The 17695-nt window shown below is 50.0% G+C and carries 16 protein-coding genes; 14 read left to right on the top strand and 2 right to left on the bottom strand.

The features are described 5' to 3' along the window. The first annotated feature begins 61 nt into the window (after positions 1-61). The 13 genes from nikB to mnhG all read left to right on the top strand — a co-directional run bounded on the left by nikB (position 62) and on the right by mnhG (position 14657). Positions 62-1006 (top strand): nickel ABC transporter permease subunit NikB, encoded by a 945-nt coding sequence (nikB, locus tag SK066_RS18540; protein ID WP_320542578.1) that lies wholly within the window; start codon positions 62-64, stop codon positions 1004-1006. After that, positions 961-1833: a nickel ABC transporter permease subunit NikC gene (gene nikC / locus SK066_RS18535; protein WP_407673702.1), complete on the top strand. Its 873-nt coding sequence runs from the start codon at positions 961-963 to the stop codon at positions 1831-1833. The genes nikB and nikC overlap by 46 nt, the downstream gene beginning before the upstream one ends. A gap of 20 nt (positions 1834-1853) precedes the next feature. Then, positions 1854-2738: an ABC transporter ATP-binding protein gene (locus SK066_RS18530; protein WP_320542576.1), complete on the top strand. Its 885-nt coding sequence runs from the start codon at positions 1854-1856 to the stop codon at positions 2736-2738. Then, positions 2731-3537, top strand: coding sequence for a nickel import ATP-binding protein NikE (gene nikE / locus SK066_RS18525; protein WP_320542575.1), 807 nt, complete (start codon positions 2731-2733; stop codon positions 3535-3537). Before SK066_RS18530 ends, nikE begins: the two co-directional genes overlap by 8 nt. 237 nt (positions 3538-3774) lie before the next feature. Further along, complete coding sequence (locus SK066_RS18520) at positions 3775-4935, top strand: substrate-binding domain-containing protein (protein ID WP_320542574.1); 1161 nt, start codon at positions 3775-3777, stop codon at positions 4933-4935. Then, complete coding sequence (locus tag SK066_RS18515; protein WP_320542573.1) at positions 4925-6868, top strand: cache domain-containing sensor histidine kinase; 1944 nt, start codon at positions 4925-4927, stop codon at positions 6866-6868. The genes SK066_RS18520 and SK066_RS18515 overlap by 11 nt, the downstream gene beginning before the upstream one ends. Next, entirely contained in the window at positions 6861-8246 is a 1386-nt protein-coding gene (locus tag SK066_RS18510; protein WP_320542572.1) for a response regulator, read from the top strand. The genes SK066_RS18515 and SK066_RS18510 overlap by 8 nt, the downstream gene beginning before the upstream one ends. Positions 8247-8634: 388 nt before the next feature. Continuing rightward, a complete protein-coding gene (locus tag SK066_RS18505; protein WP_320542571.1) occupies positions 8635-11565 on the top strand; it encodes a Na+/H+ antiporter subunit A in 2931 nt (976 codons plus the stop codon). A 1-nt stretch (position 11566) separates the two neighbouring features. Then, positions 11567-11905 carry a Na(+)/H(+) antiporter subunit C gene (locus tag SK066_RS18500; RefSeq protein WP_188773450.1) on the top strand — a complete coding sequence of 113 codons (339 nt, stop codon included), beginning with the start codon at positions 11567-11569 and terminating at the stop codon, positions 11903-11905. Then, positions 11895-13481: a Na+/H+ antiporter subunit D gene (locus tag SK066_RS18495; protein WP_320542570.1), complete on the top strand. Its 1587-nt coding sequence runs from the start codon at positions 11895-11897 to the stop codon at positions 13479-13481. The genes SK066_RS18500 and SK066_RS18495 overlap by 11 nt, the downstream gene beginning before the upstream one ends. Before the next feature lie 3 nt (positions 13482-13484). Further along, positions 13485-13961, top strand: coding sequence for a Na+/H+ antiporter subunit E (locus tag SK066_RS18490; protein WP_320542569.1), 477 nt, complete (start codon positions 13485-13487; stop codon positions 13959-13961). Continuing rightward, positions 13961-14290 carry a Na(+)/H(+) antiporter subunit F1 gene (locus SK066_RS18485; protein WP_407673701.1) on the top strand — a complete coding sequence of 110 codons (330 nt, stop codon included), beginning with the start codon at positions 13961-13963 and terminating at the stop codon, positions 14288-14290. The genes SK066_RS18490 and SK066_RS18485 overlap by 1 nt, the downstream gene beginning before the upstream one ends. After that, positions 14235-14657, top strand: coding sequence for a monovalent cation/H(+) antiporter subunit G (gene mnhG, locus SK066_RS18480; RefSeq protein WP_407673700.1), 423 nt, complete (start codon positions 14235-14237; stop codon positions 14655-14657). Before SK066_RS18485 ends, mnhG begins: the two co-directional genes overlap by 56 nt. Before the next feature lie 221 nt (positions 14658-14878). Here the strand turns inward: mnhG and SK066_RS18475 are convergent, their stop codons facing one another. Both SK066_RS18475 and SK066_RS18470 read right to left on the bottom strand, forming a co-directional pair. Next, entirely contained in the window at positions 14879-15190 is a 312-nt protein-coding gene (locus SK066_RS18475; RefSeq protein WP_320542568.1) for a nucleoside triphosphate pyrophosphohydrolase, read from the bottom strand. Positions 15191-15350: 160 nt separating this feature from the next. Then, on the bottom strand, positions 15351-15992 hold the full coding sequence (locus tag SK066_RS18470; protein WP_320542567.1) for a hypothetical protein: 642 nt from the start codon (positions 15990-15992) through the stop codon (positions 15351-15353). Between the two features lie 307 nt (positions 15993-16299). On the opposite strand from SK066_RS18470, the gene bioB reads away from it, so the two are divergent. Then, positions 16300-17331 (top strand): biotin synthase BioB, encoded by a 1032-nt coding sequence (gene bioB, locus SK066_RS18465; RefSeq protein WP_320542566.1) that lies wholly within the window; start codon positions 16300-16302, stop codon positions 17329-17331. Positions 17332-17695 lie beyond the last annotated feature (364 nt).

The following is a 17695-nucleotide window of genomic DNA, read 5'->3' as shown; positions in this document are numbered from 1 at the left end:
CGTCCATGATCCCCTTACTATAGAACGTGCAGATGGCAAACGACAGGAGGGAAAAGCACCCATGATCGAATATATTGGCAGACGCTTGCTAGCAGTCGTACCGATTGTTTTACTTGCGACACTGGTGACGTTTGCACTTATTCATATTTCTCCGGTTGATCCAGCAGAGGCGTATTTAACTGCCGCGCATATTTATCCGACTGAAGAAGTGCTGGCTCAAAAGCGGCATGAATTTGGATTGGATCAGCCACTCATTGTGCAGTATGTACATACGTTAGGACGACTGGTTCAGCTTGATTTTGGTACATCGTATTTGACGAATCAGCCGGTGTGGGAGGAGATTGTATCACGCTTTCCAGCAACGGCGGAGCTGGCGTTATCCAGCATTTTGCTATCGATTGTCGTTAGTGTGCCGCTCGGCATCGCTGCGGCGGTATATCGGAATAGCTGGATCGATATGCTAAGCCGTGTCATTGCCTATCTGGGTGCATCGATTCCACAATTCTGGCTCGGCTATCTGCTGATCTTCTTTTTTGCCGTCAAGCTGGATTGGCTTCCGGTGGAAGGACGCGGCGATTGGACGAATCTGGTGCTGCCGACGATCACGCTCTCGCTCGTATTGATCGCATTGTATACACGCTTGCTGCGTGCCAGCATGCTGGATCAGATGCAGGCAACGTATGTTCAATACGGACGAATGCGCGGTTTGCATGAGCGCACGATTATGCTAAGACATGTATTAAAAATGGCACTGATGCCGCTGATTAGCAGTATTGGTATGAATGTAGGGCGATTGCTGACAGGAACGATTATCGTGGAGCAGGTATTTTCATGGCCCGGTCTGGGACGTTATTTTGTGGAAGCGATCTTCAATCGGGATATTCCGGTTATCCAGTGCTATGTACTGCTGGCAGCATGCCTGTTTATTATTTGCAATCTGCTGGTTGATCTTATCCAGCTATGGATGGATCCACGAATTTCTTTGAAGGGACAGACGGAGCAGTGAGAGAAAAATGGACGTTCGCAGGCTATGAAAACATCACCATTCGTATCTGTACACTGCTGCTTGTGCTGTTATTTGCGGCAGCTCTGCTCGCGCCGTGGCTGGCACCGCATGATCCGGTGAAGGTCGATCTGCTGCATAAGCTGGAGGCACCTTCGACAGCGCACTGGCTCGGTACGGATCATCTGGGCAGAGATACATTATCCCGTTTATTGTATGGCTCACAGGTATCACTGGGCTTTGCACTTGTTATTTTTATCGTATCGGTTGGTGTTGGCTTGATCGTAGGGGCGATTGCTGGCTATGTAGGTGGCTGGATAGATAGTATGCTGATGCGCTTCTGTGAAGGGGTGATGGCATTTCCACATCTGGTGCTGGTGCTTGGAGTAGTCGGTATATTTGGCCCCGGCTTATTGCAGATTCTGCTCGCCCTGCTGCTTGTGCAGTGGGTAGCATATGCGCGCATTTGCCGCAATATGGTGGTGAGCTTGAAGCAGCAGAGCTTTATCGCGGCGGCACGCATTAGCGGTTCATCGACATGGAGCATTATTCGCACGCATATCATTCCGAATGTGCAGCGACCGATTCTGGTCGTCGGTACACTGGAAATGGGCTGGGCGATTATGGATATCTCGGCGTTGTCCTTTCTTGGTCTTGGCGTACAGCCGCCACAGGCAGAATGGGGAGCGATGATTCATGAAGGTACGGCGTATATTCGCAGTCATCCAGAGCTGATGATCTATCCGGGGCTATTAATTTTAATCGTCGTTGTCCTATTTAATCTACTCGGTGAAGCATTATCTACCAAATATGGAATCGAACGGCGCTAATCGCTGGAAAGGAGTTACATATGACAGGTGCAATCATTGCGCAGGCTAACCCTGTGCTGGAAACGGTAGACCTTGCAGTTCAATGTCGTACGACATCCGGTAAGCTCGATTTGCTGCAAGGCATTCATCTACGGCTGGAAGCGGGGCGAGTGCTTGGTATTGTCGGCGAGAGTGGCAGTGGCAAGTCACTCACCTGCCACGCGATCCTCGGGCTGCTACATCGGACGCAAATGCAGCGCTCAGGACAGGTGCGTTTGCAAGGGCAGGAGCTGACAGCCTATTCAGAGCACCAGATGCGACGCGTGCGTGGGGCGCAGATCGGTACAATTTTGCAAAATCCGATGAATGCGTTCATGCCACTGCATACGATCGGAACGCAATTTGTACAGACATTGCGTACGCACGATGGGACTCTGTCACGACGGCAGGCGCTTCGTATAGCCGTTGAAGGGCTGGACAGTATGGGTTTACCTCATCCGCAGCGGTTGCTGAGACAGTATCCATTTCAGCTTAGTGGTGGGATGCTACAGCGGATTATGATTGCCCTATCGATGTGCCTGAAGCCGAAGCTACTGATTGCAGATGAGCCGACTACTGCGCTTGATCTGGTCAGTCAGCTACAGGTACTCCGGGCGCTGGATCGACTACGGCGAGAATGTGGAACTGCAATTCTGCTTGTGTCGCATGATCTGGGTGTGATCGCTCAGATGGCGGATGATGTCGCGGTGATGCGTCATGGACGGATTGTAGAGCAGGGCAGTGTGCAGCAGCTATTCGACGACCCACAGCATGAGTACACACGGCTATTGCTGGATTCTCGTATGACGGCGTATCATCCTTTGGAGCAGGAGCAGGAGCAGGAGCAGGAGCAGGAGCAGGAGCAGGGAGGGAAGCGGGATGCTTGATGTATCGCAGGTGAGTCATAGCTATGCGGCGGGCGGACGGCTATGGCGTAAGCCAGCTATTCCGGTGCTACAGGACATTTCCTTCACACTGGAGCCGGGCATGTGTCTGGGCTTGCTCGGTGTGAGCGGTACAGGCAAGAGTACGCTGGGCAAAATCATTCTTGGCTTACAGCGTCCAACTGCCGGACGGATTTCCTTTGCTGGTCAGGATTGGTATGCTCGTGATCGGCGCGCACGGCATCACATGCGGCGCGAGGTGCAGGCAGTATTTCAGGACTGCTATTCGGCAGTGAATCCACTTATGAGTGCAGGGCAGATTATCGGCGAGCCGTTGCGTAACTATGAGCGATTGAGTGCACTGGAGCAGAAGCGCCGCGTTGCTGAACTGCTGGAGCAGGTGGGCCTGCAAGCGTCTGATGCGGATAAGCGTCCAGCCGCTTTTAGTGGTGGACAGCTACAACGAATTAATATCGCACGAGCAATCGCTCTGCGTCCGAAGCTGATCGTGCTGGATGAAGCGATTAGCAGTCTAGATATGGTGAACCAGACGCAAATTCTAACGCTACTATCTCAGCTACGTGCTGATTATGGAATGTCCTATCTATTTATTACGCATCATATTCAGGCTGCATTAACGATCAGTGACCGCATGCTGGTGATGGATAAGGGACAGATTGTATGCACTGCCGATTCGGCAGCTGCACTGCTGAGTTCGCCACATCCGGCTGTACAGCAGCTCATCGCTTCACGCTTACCAGAGCATCCGAGTCAGCGTCTGGATTGGAGCAGTGGAACTTGAGGGGGGCGTGGATGACACTGGCATCGATCATCTTGTCCCACTATGTATCAAAATAAACAAGCAAACAAGCAGTCGCTTTGTTCCGCTATGAGCGGGTACGAACGGCTGCTTTTTGACATACGGATATTATTGCTCTCAAATACATATAAAGCGTTTTCTTAAAACCTGATTTGCGTTATATTAAATGTTGTTCCACATGCAGAATGTTATCATTAGGAGCTGAAGGGAAGGGCTTGTATGCGCAAGATGCTATGGATCTACATTACACTGGTCGTAGCCTTGATCATTTATATTGTACAGTACCAGGTGCAGGAATCGTCCTCTGCCTGGAGTGAGCAGGGGATGAAGGGAGATATTAACGAAAAATACATGATGATCACGTTCCAATCGGGCATTGAATATTGGAAAAGTGGATTAAAAGGCTTTGAGGATGCCGCCGAAGCGCTGGACGTATCGGTCGAGTATCAAGGTTCTACTCGCTATGATGCGCGCGAGCAAGCGATGATCGTCGAGCAAGCGATCGCGAAAAAGCCCGCTGGCATTGCGATCTCAGCCATCGATTCGCCGCTGCTCGTACAGGCGGTGAACAAGGCGGTTGATCAGGGGATTCCGGTCGTTATGTTCGATGCAGAAGCACCGGGTAGCCGCTCATATTCATTCCTCGCTACCGATAACCAGAATGCCGGCAGCATCGCAGCCGAGCAAATGGCGACCCGAATCGGCAATAACGGACAGATCGCGATTATCACACTGGCGAATCAGCAAAATCATAAAGATCGGACGGCTGGATTCGAGCAGCGTATTCGGCAGAGCTATCCAGGAATGGAGATCGTTGCTGTCAAAAATGACGAGGGCGATGCCGTGTTAGCACAGCAGCAGACGAGCGAGCTGCTCAAGACGTATCCAAAGCTGAAAGGTATATTCATTACCGAGGCAACAGGAGCATATGGCGTAGGCTCGGCAGTGGAGCAGTGGATGCAAGGACAGGCACAGACGAATGGATCAGGCAGCAGCGCTACCGCTAGCTCTAACGACAATGCAGCTAACGAGCAAGCGACTACGAATCAGGCAGCTGGATCAGAGGTGCAGTCGACCAATCAGCCTGTAACTCAGCCTGCTGCATCACCATCAGCCGAGTCAACCAAGCCCGTTATTATTAGCTTTGATACGAATAAAGAAACACTCGATATGATCCAGACCGGGACGATTGATGCGACGATTGCGCAGGGTACATGGAATATGGGCTATTGGTCACTACAATATCTATTCCATCTGCATCATGGCTTGACGGTACCTGCACCCTCACTGAGTGGTATCGTATCCCCTGTACCGGTTCGAGTCGATACTGGAGTCTCCGTGGTGACGAAGGATAATGTGAGCGATTATTATGCTAAATAAGCCAGGCATTATCGAACGACTGCGCCGTTGGCTACGTCAGGATTGGCGCCAGTATCATCCGCATCATCTACCCCTGCGCGACCAGCTGATTGCTCTGTTTTTACTGGTCGGCATCTTACCAGCGATTCTGCTCGGTGTGATGGTGAATTGGACATCGGATCGTATTATTGAAAATCAGGTGACCGACAATACATTCCAGTTGATCGGTAAAGTGAACCAGACGCTGGATACGTATATGGAGCATATGCAGAGCATTACGTATCTGATCGGCTTTGATCCGACAGTAGAAGAGTTTATGTCGGCGAACTCGACTGCGAATCCGCGTAATTTGAGCGATGCTGAGCCAGAGGATGGAACGATAACAGAGGGATTATCCGGCACGTCAGTGTATCGGATCAGGCAATTTCTACAGGGCTTTACAACCGTCTATCCTGAAATCGCAGGTATGCTCGTGGTGAACCGGAATGGTGACTATATTAGTAATGAAATGTATGCACGCGATGCTACTCGCAGCTTGACCGAAGAGCAGTGGTACAAGGATGCGGCAGCAAAGCAGGGTTTGTTTACGATTGTCGGGCATCCAACCGGACGCAATGTGACCAGTCATACAAATTATTTGGACAGCGAAGTGATCTCTGTGGCGCGCGCACTGAATGACCCACGTACTGGCAAAGTAACAGGTGTGGTGCTGATTGATCTGAAGCTGCGCGTGATCGCACAGGCTGCTAAGGATGTACGACTTGGTAAAACTGGCTATCTGATGGTCACCGACGCGGTCGGGCAGCCGATCTATGCACCGAAGGGGCCGTTAGAGCAGGCTATGCCTGCCCGTCTTGCTGCTTCATTGACCGGAGCCAAGCAATCGGTCTTTACCGGTGAGCTGGAAGGACAGCAGGTGCAGCTTGTGTATACGACATCCGACTATACAGGCTGGAAAACGGTCGGTGTATTCCGACTTAGCGAGTCAGTAGCCGAATCAAGGGCGATTCGCTTTTATGTCGTGATCTTTCTGTTTATCGTTTGCTTTGTCGGATTAACCGCTTCGTATGGGCTATCCCAATCGATCTCGCGTCCGATTCATCGCCTGTCTGCCCTAATGCAAAAAGCAGAAGCTGGTGATATGACTGCTCGTTATATGAATGATCGACGAGACGAGGTTGGTATGCTAGGACGTAGCTTCAACCGGATGATCAATGAAATACGCAATCTGATGAAGCTGAATCTACGGCAGGAGCAGCAAAAGCGTTCTGCTGAGCTGCGCAGTCTACAGGCGCATATACGTCCGCATTTTCTGTACAATACGCTCGATACGATTCAATGGATGGCTCGTAAAAAGGGTGCTGAGGATATCTCCGAGCTGGTCGGCTCGTTATCACGTCTGTTCCGTATTGGACTCAGTGGCGGTAGCGATATGATTCGACTGGCAGACGAAGAAGAGCATATTCGTAGCTATTTGCAAATTCAGCAGACCCGTTATGCAGGCAAGCTGAATTACACGATGGATATCGATGAATCACTGCATGAGGTGTATGTGATCAAGCTACTTTTACAGCCGCTGGTGGAAAATGCGATCTATCATGGGATTCGTGCACGGCGCGGGCCGGGCATGATCACGATCTCGGCGCGGCAGCAGGATGATCTGCTCGTCTATACGGTTACCGATGATGGGGCAGGCATTACCGATGAACGACTGGCAGAGCTAGAGGCACAGCTACAGCAGCCGCTGACTACACTGGAAAGCCGTGGACCAGAGCCAGCTGGAAGCTATGGCTTACTGAATATTCAGGCGCGTATTCATCTTGCTTATGGCACGCGTTATGGACTGACACTGCGGCGTTTGCCAGAGGGAGGGACAGCGGTAATGGTGACTCAGCCGATACTGCGTCAGTTCCCGGTAGCGCTAATCCGTCAGGAGGAGGAGCATCATGAATGAAGCATTAAAGGTTATGATTGCTGATGATGAGTTTATTATTCGCGAAGGAATAAGGGCATCGGTAGATTGGGATGCGCTGGGCATGGTTGTCGTAGCAGAGGCGGAGGATGGAGAAGAAGCGCTGGAGCTGGCGCTCCAGCAGCCTGTGCATATTTTGCTGGTCGATATGAATATGCCGTTTATGGATGGAATTACGCTCATCAAGCGCATTCGCGAGGCGCAGCCGGAATGTCGATTTGTTATCATTACCGGACATGATGAATTTAGCTATGCACAGGAAGCGATTCGGCTCGGGGTAAAGGATTATATTCTCAAGCCCGTCGATCCGGTGCATCTGCGCAAGGTGCTGTCTCAGATTGCGACAGAGCTGACGGGAGACTGGCAGCAGGAGCGTTATTTGAAGCAGGCGACAGACCAGATTCAGCGTAATATTCCGCTATTGCGTGAGCAATTTTGTCTGGACTGGCTGCATGGACGGTTATCCGAGCAGGAGATTGCGCATCAGCTACAATTTCTGGGCTTACCCGCTCAGCCACCGGCAGCGTTACTACTGCTGCGCTGGTCGGGTATCGCGGAGGGGCGACCACCGTTACAGGATAGCGATCGTCAATTATTACAGTTTGCGATTGGAAATATTGCCGCTGAGCTAGTACAGCATATTCCACTGGCAGTCTGCCGTGATCGATCGGGCTTGATTGTACTGTGTCTGTGGCGTCAGCCCGAGCATGATCTAGCTGAACGAATCGTGGCAGCGGTGCGCGATTGTATTAGCTTGCATATTCAGGCACATGTGCAGCCTGTGGAGCAGGAGGCGATGATCGAGGATCATGAGCCGCTTCAAGCGGCTAATCCTACCAGTATTCCGTTCCATCGTTCTGCATCAATTAGTGAAATTGAATTAGCTGCTATGGCTAGACCTGTGAACAGTGAAGCGGAGCAGTCAGCAAAAGAAGCGCCACATGAGCAGGAGACGCAAGCCGGGTTACGACTTGAAACGATTAGCTCGGTGTATACTACAGCCAAGCGAATGCTGGATGGACAGCTTTTATTATCGCCGCTCGTTCGTCGCGCACGTGCCTATATTCAGGAGCATTATGCCGATCCACAGCTCACGCTGGAGTCGCTGGCAGAGCATTTGCAGGTATCGCCAACGTATTTGAGCCGTACGATGAAACGGGAGCTAGGGCAGTCCTTTATCCACTTGCTGGTGCATGTGCGTATTCAGCAAGCAGCGCATTTGCTCGCGGATCGGGATTGTACGATTTTGGAGGTGGCGGAGCTAGTTGGATATGAGTCCCAGCACTATTTTAGCACGGCCTTTAAAAAGGTAATGGGCGTCGCACCGAATCGATATCGACGGGAAAAAATTGCTCACTAATGGCCTGGATTGAACTTTTTCATGATAGGTCAAGCTGTTCCTATTGGCTTGCCAGCAAGCTGAGCTTATAGTATAGTAAGGGACGATAACGACGAGCACATTGGTCGTCTACTTTTATCGGAACCCATACGATGCTGTTGAATATGATCGTGTCATGATACGCAGTGAAGTCTGCTTACAACTATATAATTGCAACACCGGAGGAGCCTGTCATCATAGGCTCCTTTTTGTCTTTTTTCGGAATTCTGCCATATCTCGTCATTTTGGCGCTTCATAATTCGTTAGGGTGCATTTATGGGTACTATAAGATCATAGACGTTTGTATTATGCAGGCAAGGACTTGGATTGCTTGCTGACTAACCTTTTGAATATGGGGGTGCTTAGGAGAGTGTCTGTACTACATGCTGCTATTATGGCTCCATTTCTATTTGCTGCATTCGTGCCTGTCATTCGTAAACGATTCAAAATGATACATACCGGCTGGTTCGTATTGATCGTGCCAGTGGTGTTATTTGGATTACTGTTGACGTATTTGCCGGTTGTTCGTGAGACAACTGCAGGGGTGTCTACGTTGCCGTGGATGCCATCACTAGGTATTAATTTTACGGTGTATATGGACGGGCTTGCGCTGTTGTTTGCGCTAATGATTACAGGGATTGGCGCGCTTGTTGTTCTATATTCTATTTACTATCTCGATCCGGAGCAGGAAGCGATTCATCGGTTTTATCTGTATTTGCTGCTGTTCATGGGTGCTATGCTCGGTATCGTATTATCGGATAATATGATCGTGCTCTATACGTTCTGGGAGCTGACGAGCATATCGTCTTTCCTGCTAATCGCCTTCTGGTATGAACGGGATCGGTCGCGCTATGGAGCGCTCAAATCGATGCTGATCACTGTGCTTGGCGGATTCGCGATGCTGGCAGGCTTTGTACTGCTGCATAGCTTGACCGATACATGGAGTATTCGTGAAACGATCTCACTGCTGGGCAATATTAGCGATCATCCATTATTCCTGCTCGCTATGATTTTGGTGCTGATCGGTGCTTTTACAAAGTCGGCACAGTTCCCATTCCATATCTGGCTACCAGATGCGATGGAGGCACCAACGCCAGTCAGTGCGTATTTGCACTCGGCTACGATGGTCAAGGCAGGTCTGTATCTGGTCGCTCGCTTTAGCCCGATTTTCGCCGGACAGGTCGAATGGTTCTGGATTGTATCACTGGGCGGAATCATCACCATGTGCTATGGCTCGATCATGGCGGTGCGGCAAACTGACCTGAAGGCGCTGCTTGCGTATTCGACGGTATCGCAGCTCGGTCTGATCATGTCGCTGCTTGGCGCTGGCTCGGCGGCTGTGCATATGGGCATGGGTGAAGAATCCCTGCTCTATGCAGGTGCAACGACTGCGGCGATATTCCATCTAATTAACCATGCGACCTTTAAGGGTGCGCTGTTTATGGTTGCTGGTATTGTCGACCATGAAACCGGTACGCGTGATATGCGTAAGCTGGGTGGCATTTTGACGATGATGCCGATCACGTTCACGATGGCATGTATCAGCGGCTTCTCGATGGCAGGCATTCCGCCGTTTAATGGGTATTTGAGCAAGGAGATGTTTTTGGAAGCGATGATGGAGCTAACCCATGCGGACTTTTTCAGTCTGCAAATGTGGGGTGTGTTGTTCCCGATCCTTGCCTTTCTCGGTAGTGTGTTCACATTCGTCTACTGTATGATCTTTATTTTCAAAACATTTGGTGGGCGCTATCAGCCGGACAAGCTGGATGGCAAGCCACATGATCCAGCCTGGGGAATGCTGCTACCACCTGCTATTCTGGCGCTACTCGTCATTGTGCTGGGCTTTGTGCCGAATGTACTATCTAATAGTCTAATTGAGCCTGCGATGCGCGCAATATTGCCTGGCATTGTGCCGGCAAGCGGACATTTCGATGTGCATATCTCCTTCTGGCATGGCTTCACGCCAGCGCTATGGATGACGATCGGCGTGATTGTACTCGGTACGCTGCTGTATAAGCTCCTGCCACGCTGGAAAGGAATCTACAATCGTTATCCAGCACGTCTCACGCTGAATCATCTGTATGATAGTGTGCTTCACTATAGCGAACGATTGTCCAAAGGCTTCACACTGCGCTATATGAGCGGATCAGTGCATCACTATCTGGTGTATATTTTTGTCTTCTTGATCGGTCTGATTGGGGTTGGGTTACTTCGTGCGCAGGGCATCTCGCTCAACACCGAAGGATCGGCACCGATTACGATCTACGAGGCGGTATTACTGATTATGCTTGTCGGAGCGGCAGTGGCGGTGCCCTTTGCCCGTCAACGTCTGATTGCGGTCATTATGACGGGCGCAGTAGGCTACATCGTAACGATGTTCTTCGTTCTGTTCCGCGCACCGGATCTGGCGCTCACCCAAATGATCGTCGAGACAGTATCCGTTGTGCTGTTCCTGCTCTGCTTCTACCATATGCCTGAATTGCGGCGTGAAGTGAGCACGAAGCGCTCACGCTGGCTGAATGGTGTGATCGCAGTCGGTGTAGGTGTGGTGATGACCTTTGTAGCGCTCGCTGCAAGTGGAAGCAGTCCATTTGAGAGCATTTCAGGTTATTTTGTGAAAAACAGTCATGATCTCGGCGGTGGCGATAATGTCGTTAACGTGATTCTGGTCGACTTCCGTGGCTTCGATACCTTCCTGGAAATTACGGTGCTCGGTATTGCAGCGCTCGGCATCTATGCGATGATCCAGCTCCAAATGAAGGTGCGAGATACCGGAGCGCGTGTGCTCTATGTGAAGCCAAAGATCGAGCCTGCGCCAAGTGTGCCTGTCGGACGCACGCGTAAGGAAGCCCAGACGATCTCTAAAAATATGAATCTATTCAAAAGTAATGACGTCATTCTTGCTACAGGGACAAAGGTAATTGTGTTCGTGATCCTTACTTTTGCGCTATATCTGTTCTTCGCCGGACATAACAATCCGGGCGGTGGCTTTATCGGTGGTCTGATGGCAGCCTCGGCACTGGTGCTGCTTGCACTTGCCTTTAATGTCGAGCTGGCACGGCGTGTGATCCCGATTGACTATCGTGATCTGATTGCGACGGGTCTTGGAATTGCCTATATGACGGGGATTGGCTCCTTCCTATTCGGCGTTCCTTTCCTGAGTCATACGTTTGCTTATGTGGAGCTGCCGCTACTCGGTAAGACAGAGCTGGCTACAGCGATGATCTTCGATCTGGGCGTGTTCCTGACTGTAGTGGGCGTGACGATGACGATTATTTTGCAAATAGGGGAGGATCGATAATATGGAAATATGGATGTCGATTGCTGTAGGGATACTGTTTGCAGTAGCGGTATATCTGATTCTGTCGCGCAGTCTACTGCGGATTATTCTGGGAACCTCGATTTTGACCCATGCGGTGCATATGTTACTGATGACGATGTCGGGACTCAAGACAGGTGCACCGCCGCTGCTAGGTGAGGAATCCGGCTCCTATGTCGATCCGTTACCACAGGCGCTCATTCTGACCTCAATTGTGATTAACTTTGGAGTTACCGCCTTCTTCTTCGTACTGGCGTACCGCTCTTACCTTCGTCTGAAAACGGACGATATGGAGGAGGTGAAGCGCAAAGGTGGCCAATAATCTATTGATTTTCCCACTACTCATTCCACTGGTTGCGGCGGTGCTGCAAATATTCGGACGAAGCCATATTCGCTTCCAGCGCATCGTGGGAGCGATCTCGATGCTGCTCTGTGTTGGTATTGCCGTGGTGCTCGTTGGTGAGGTACATGAGAGCGGCATTCAGATTCTGCCAATGGGCGGCTGGGTCGCTCCCTATGGTATCGTGCTGGTTGCCGATATGTTCGCCGCGCTACTCGTACTGACCAGCTCGATTCTCGGAGCGGTATGCTTGTTTTATGCGTTTGCGAGCATTGGGGAAGAGCGGGAGAAGCATCACTTTTATCCGTTTTTTCAATTTTTGCTGGTTGGAGTGAATGGTTCGTTTTTGACAGGGGATTTGTTTAACCTGTTTGTCTGCTTTGAGGTCATGCTGATCTCATCGTATGCGCTGATTGTGCTAGGTGGAACAAAGCGTCAGCTGCGTGAGACACTCAAATACATTTTGATCAATATCGTATCGTCCTCGCTGTTCGTGGCAACGATGGCGTATCTGTATGCAGCGACAGGGACGCTTAATATGGCGCATTTGTCCGAGCGGATTACCGAAGTCGGGCAAAGTGGGATTTTGAGCGTGATTGCGCTCATGCTGCTGACTGTATTTAGCTTGAAGGCAGGTCTGTTCCTGTTCTACTGGCTGCCAGGGCCATATACCTCGCCGCCAACCGTCGTCACCGCGATCTTCGCGGCACTGCTGACCAAGGTAGGTTTGTATGCGATCATGCGTACATTTACGCTGATCTTTTATCAGGATATGGGGTTTGTGTATACGTTGATCGGTTGGCTAGGTATCGCAACGATGATCCTTGGTGTGGTCGGTGCGATTGCATATCGCGAGGTGAATCGTATTCTGGCCTACAATGTGATCGCAGGTGTCGGCTTGATCGCCTTCGGTCTGGCGACAGCGAATCGTGCAGGGTTGGAAGGCGCGATCTTCTATATGCTGCACGATATGATCATCAAGGCGCTGTTATTCATGCTGGCAGGGATTATGATCGGAGTCGCAGGTACAGCGCGCTTGCAGCAGATGAGCGGTCTGATCAAGCGCATTCCGCTGACCGGCTGGATGTTCTTCGTCTCGGCGCTTGCCCTAGCTGGTGTACCGCCGTTAAGTGGATTTGTCGGTAAGCTGTTAATTGTGCAGGGTGGGTTTGAGCGTGGCTGGTATACGCTGACGATTTTGAGCTTGCTTACGAGTCTGGTGATGCTGTACTCGGTTATGCGTATTTTCATGCTTGGCTTCTGGGGCAAGGAGCGTCCGCTAGCCGATGATCAGAGACATGTGCCGGATGAAGTGTATCGTGAGTGGATTACGGAGGCAGGCAATCCGAGCCTACTGCCGGATGCGAGCGAGAATGTGCTGGATCATCACTGGGGAGCATTTCGTCCCAAATCGCTGATGGCATCGGCTTCGGTGCTGTTCGTGCTCGTGATCGCGATCGGCTTGGGCGCTGGCTGGATTCAGACCTATGTTGCTGATGCGGCGTCTGTGCTTGTACAACCAGCCGTGTATGTACAGGCTGTATTGGGAGGCGGTTAAGCGATGGGATTTCAAATTATACTGAATCTGGTGATTGCACTCGTCTGGATGGCACTGAATACAACATGGAATGGGCTTAACTTTATTGTCGGTTATCTGATCGGCTTGCTGCTTATCTTCGGTCTACAACGATTTTTCCCGCAGCCATTTTATGGACGTAAGCTGTGGGCAGCATTCAAGCTGCTTGTCTTATTTTTCTCCGAGTTATTCAAATCAAGTATGGTCGTGCTGCGCTATATTATTAGTCCAAAGCTAGACATTAATCCCGGTATTCTGACCTATGAGACGGATCTTACGTCCGACTGGGAGCTAACGTTGCTATCTACGCTCGTCTCGCTCACACCGGGTACTGTACTGATTGAAGTATCTCAGGAGCAGCATCTCGCCTATATCCATGCCATTGATATTAAGGATGAGGAAGAGCTATCGCGCAATATTCGCAATACGTTTGAAAAGGCGATCAAGGAGGTGACCCGGTAATGTCCATATTGCAAATGGCAATGACGATCACGCTTGTGCTACTGTCGCTGGCGATCGCTGGTTGTATGTACCGGGTGCTCAAAGGGCCTTCCATGACCGACCGCATTACTGCGCTTGATACGATTGGTGTGAATCTGATCGCCATGATCGCGGTGCTATCGATGATGCTGGATACACAGGCATTTCTGGAAGTGATGCTGCTGGTAGCGATTCTTGCTTTCATCGGAACCGTAGCATTTGCCAAATATATCGAACGAGGGGTGGTGATCGAGCATGAGTACGAGAGCGGAGACGACGGGGATGATGGGGATCGTACAGACGATCGGTGAGCCTGTCATCGCGATTCTGATCGTAGCGGGCGCGGTGCTCAGTGTGCTGAGCGCGTTCGGTATTATTCGTTTCCCTGACGTGTATCTGCGTGCGCACGCAGCGACCAAGAGTGCAACGCTCGGCGTGTTGTTCGTGCTCGTCGGCGCCTTTTTGTTCTTCTGGATCTATGATGGGTATCCGAGTATGCGGATTCTGCTGGCGATTCTGTTTGTATTTGTCACGGCACCGATTGCAGGGCATTTGAATGCAAGGGCGGCGTATCGTACCGGGGTGCCGCTGTGGAAGCTGGCTAAGGATGAGCTGAAGCCTGCGCTGAAGGAGAAGGGTATTGATCGGGAGCAGGCGGAGCGGGAGCCGTTGAATTAATAGGTAGTGAACGGATCATCGCTGAATAAAATAGACCTAAAAGTCACTCTGGACGTGGATAAACGATTCTTGAACGCATACAACAGATCAGGCGTCTGTCTGCCTGATATTGTGTTGTTGATCAAGGAAAGTCGCCAGCAGAGTGACTTTTTTGCTTTTTTATGATCCAATAGCTTCTAATTTTAAAAAGCTCCAGGGCGTTTGCCAGGAGCGGATTAGTCTTAGTCTTCAACACTACGCAGAAATAATTTGTTTGCGAATCCACCACGCTCAGCTTGCTTCTGGAGTCGAATATGTTCAAATTGTTCAATGCTCATTCCTTTATGTTCAATAATCGCATAGGCAACCTCAATCAGGTCGGCTAATTCGCTTATATCGTTATCTTGGTTGTACTCATCCAGCTCCTCTTGCAGCTTATTATTAAGCGCTACAAGATAGTCTGTATCATTCATGGTCTCTAGATTAGCTTTTTTGCCATCTGCCTCAATAATTTCTAGTATTCGATCACGAACAAGCTTGTTGTAGATTTTCATAAGTATAGACCTCCGATATTTAAAAGATAGGCTTGAATGTATATTGAAATGTAGAGGTTGGATCGATCAAAATCTCATTTCATGGGTGATGGCTGGGCATAAAAAAGCAAACACATGTCTGCCACCATTCCAGTACATGAATAGCTTTACTCAGGTAAAATTAATCTGTCTTCCACGTTCCCAGCCACACATCGCCAATCCGCACCTTATACACCGTCTGCTCCTCGCCACCGTACTGCATCGTTTCGGTAGCATATGCACGGTCGATCAAGCGCTGTACCTCAGCCTCCGTGCGAAGCCCTTTGTCTATATGGTCTTGCAGCTCATTGCTCCAATACAATTCCTCCTGAATACATAGCTGCCAATCGAGCTTGGATAGCTTCTCTGCAAGATCGCCTGTAGCTGCAAAAGGGAAGGGGCTTGCCGTCGGTGCAGGTTGAAAATGCTCATCGTAGAAATGCAGTCTGCTTCGATAGGCGACGACAATTTGCGATAGGATGAAGTTCGGCTCATACAGCCAGATTTTCAAATAAAAAGGCTCCCTTTCCAGCTCCATCTGCTTCTGCCAGTGAGCATATACATCGATCATCTCACCTAGCAGCAGCCGCTGAAACCAATGCGGCGGATCGATAGGAGAAATGGAGTAGAACGGGTAAATCCATAGCTTCGCATAATCAAAGTCTTCGCTGCGAACCGTCTCCATATCCAGCTCTAGCATCTGTTGCCGCCACAGCTGAATACTGCGCTTCCGTCTTTTCCAGCCGCGAATTTTCTGCTTTTTGGAATGGTGTAGCTTCTTCATCGTAGACCTCCTGTTTATAAAAGAGTATATGTGTATGTGTTGTATGGCTACATTATAGTCAGTGCTTGCTCTGGTAGACACCTATGTAACTGTAAAACTGTATCACGAAACCTATCCAAAGCTCGCCTAGCGCTAGATATTCAAGGACTTATCCTATTATCTGTGAACCGGTCTACTTCTTCAATGCGTCGGTATAACCAGCTAAGCGAACTGCGCAGCATTTTAAAAAAGAATCTGGACGAATCCTGAATTAATTGTTAACCTATTTTATATTATTTGGTTAACAATTGAAAGGAGTCGATTATCCATGTATTCATCTACCGTCACTACGAACTGGGAACAGCTTGCCGATCTTGCCCTGGGCGGACACCAACTCACCCACCAGCAAGCGCTATCCATACTGCAATCCGACGACGATCAGCTGCTCCCTCTGCTACAAGCCGTATTCCGAGTTCGTCGTCACTACTATGGTAAACGAGTCAAGCTCAATATGATCATCAACGCCAAAAGTGGACTATGCCCGGAGGACTGCGGATATTGCTCCCAATCGATCGTTTCCACTGCACCTGTGCAAAAATACAGCCTGCTGGACAAAGAAACACTGCTAGCTGGTGCGCGTGAAGCGATGAATCGTCAAGCAGGTACATATTGCATTGTCGCTTCAGGTAGACGTCCGAGTGGGCGTGAGCTGGAACAGGTGATGGAAGCGGTACAGGAGATTCGTGCCACAATGCCACTGAAAATCTGTGCTTGTCTTGGATTATTAAACGATGAACAGGCGCATCAGCTAGCAACGGCTGGTGTACATCGTTATAACCACAATCTGAACACAAGCCGTGATCATTATGACAATATTACGACGACTCATAGCTATGAGCAGCGCGAGCAGACGGTAGAGCATGTAAAGCAGAGCGGCATGTCACCGTGCTCTGGATTTATCGCCGGAATGGGCGAGACGGATGAACAGCTTGTCGAGCTTGCCTTTGCACTTCGTGAATTGGATGCAGATTCGATTCCGGTTAATTTTCTCAATCCGATTGCAGGCACACCACTTGCTAATCAGGGGCATACTCCTGCGATGCGAGGACTACGTATTCTGGCATTATTGCGCTTGATCTGTCCGACCAAGGAAATTCGGGTTGCTGGCGGACGTGAGCTGAATTTGCGTACATTGCAGCCATTGGCGCTTTACGCTGCTAATTCTATTTTTGTCGGCGATTATTTGACGACACCGGGGCAGGAAGCGATGCTTGATTACCAGATGATCGAAGACCTCGGCTTTGAAATTGAGCAGAATGCACTAGCTGGCGATGTGCCGCCTGTGATGCCACGCCTATAAGGATGCGACACAGGTAAGCCGTATTCAATTACGAATGTTCAATCGCGCCAGCATACAACAGCAAACTGTTTCCTTATACCAACAATCTATAGCAAAAAAGACCTTGAACGAGCTGTATTCAAGGTCTTTTCCAAAGTATAGTAACCGACTAATCCGAATTGGAGCGCATCATATTTGTTTTTCTCTAAACCATTGCTGCGATTGCAGTCGGATATGCTGTAGCTGCCGAATTATACTCTGCGTTATCGGAGCAGTTTCACTCTAGTTGCCGAATTATACTCTGCGTTATCGGAGCAGTTTCACTCTAGTTGCCGAATTATACTCTGCGTTATTGGGGCAGTTTTACTCTAGTTGTCGAATCCTG

This window comes from Paenibacillus hunanensis, assembly GCF_034055775.1.
GTDB lineage: Bacteria > Bacillota > Bacilli > Paenibacillales > Paenibacillaceae > Saccharibacillus > Saccharibacillus hunanensis.
Note: the sequence above shows the minus strand (reverse complement) of the source record. Positions and strands in the feature narration are given on the sequence as shown.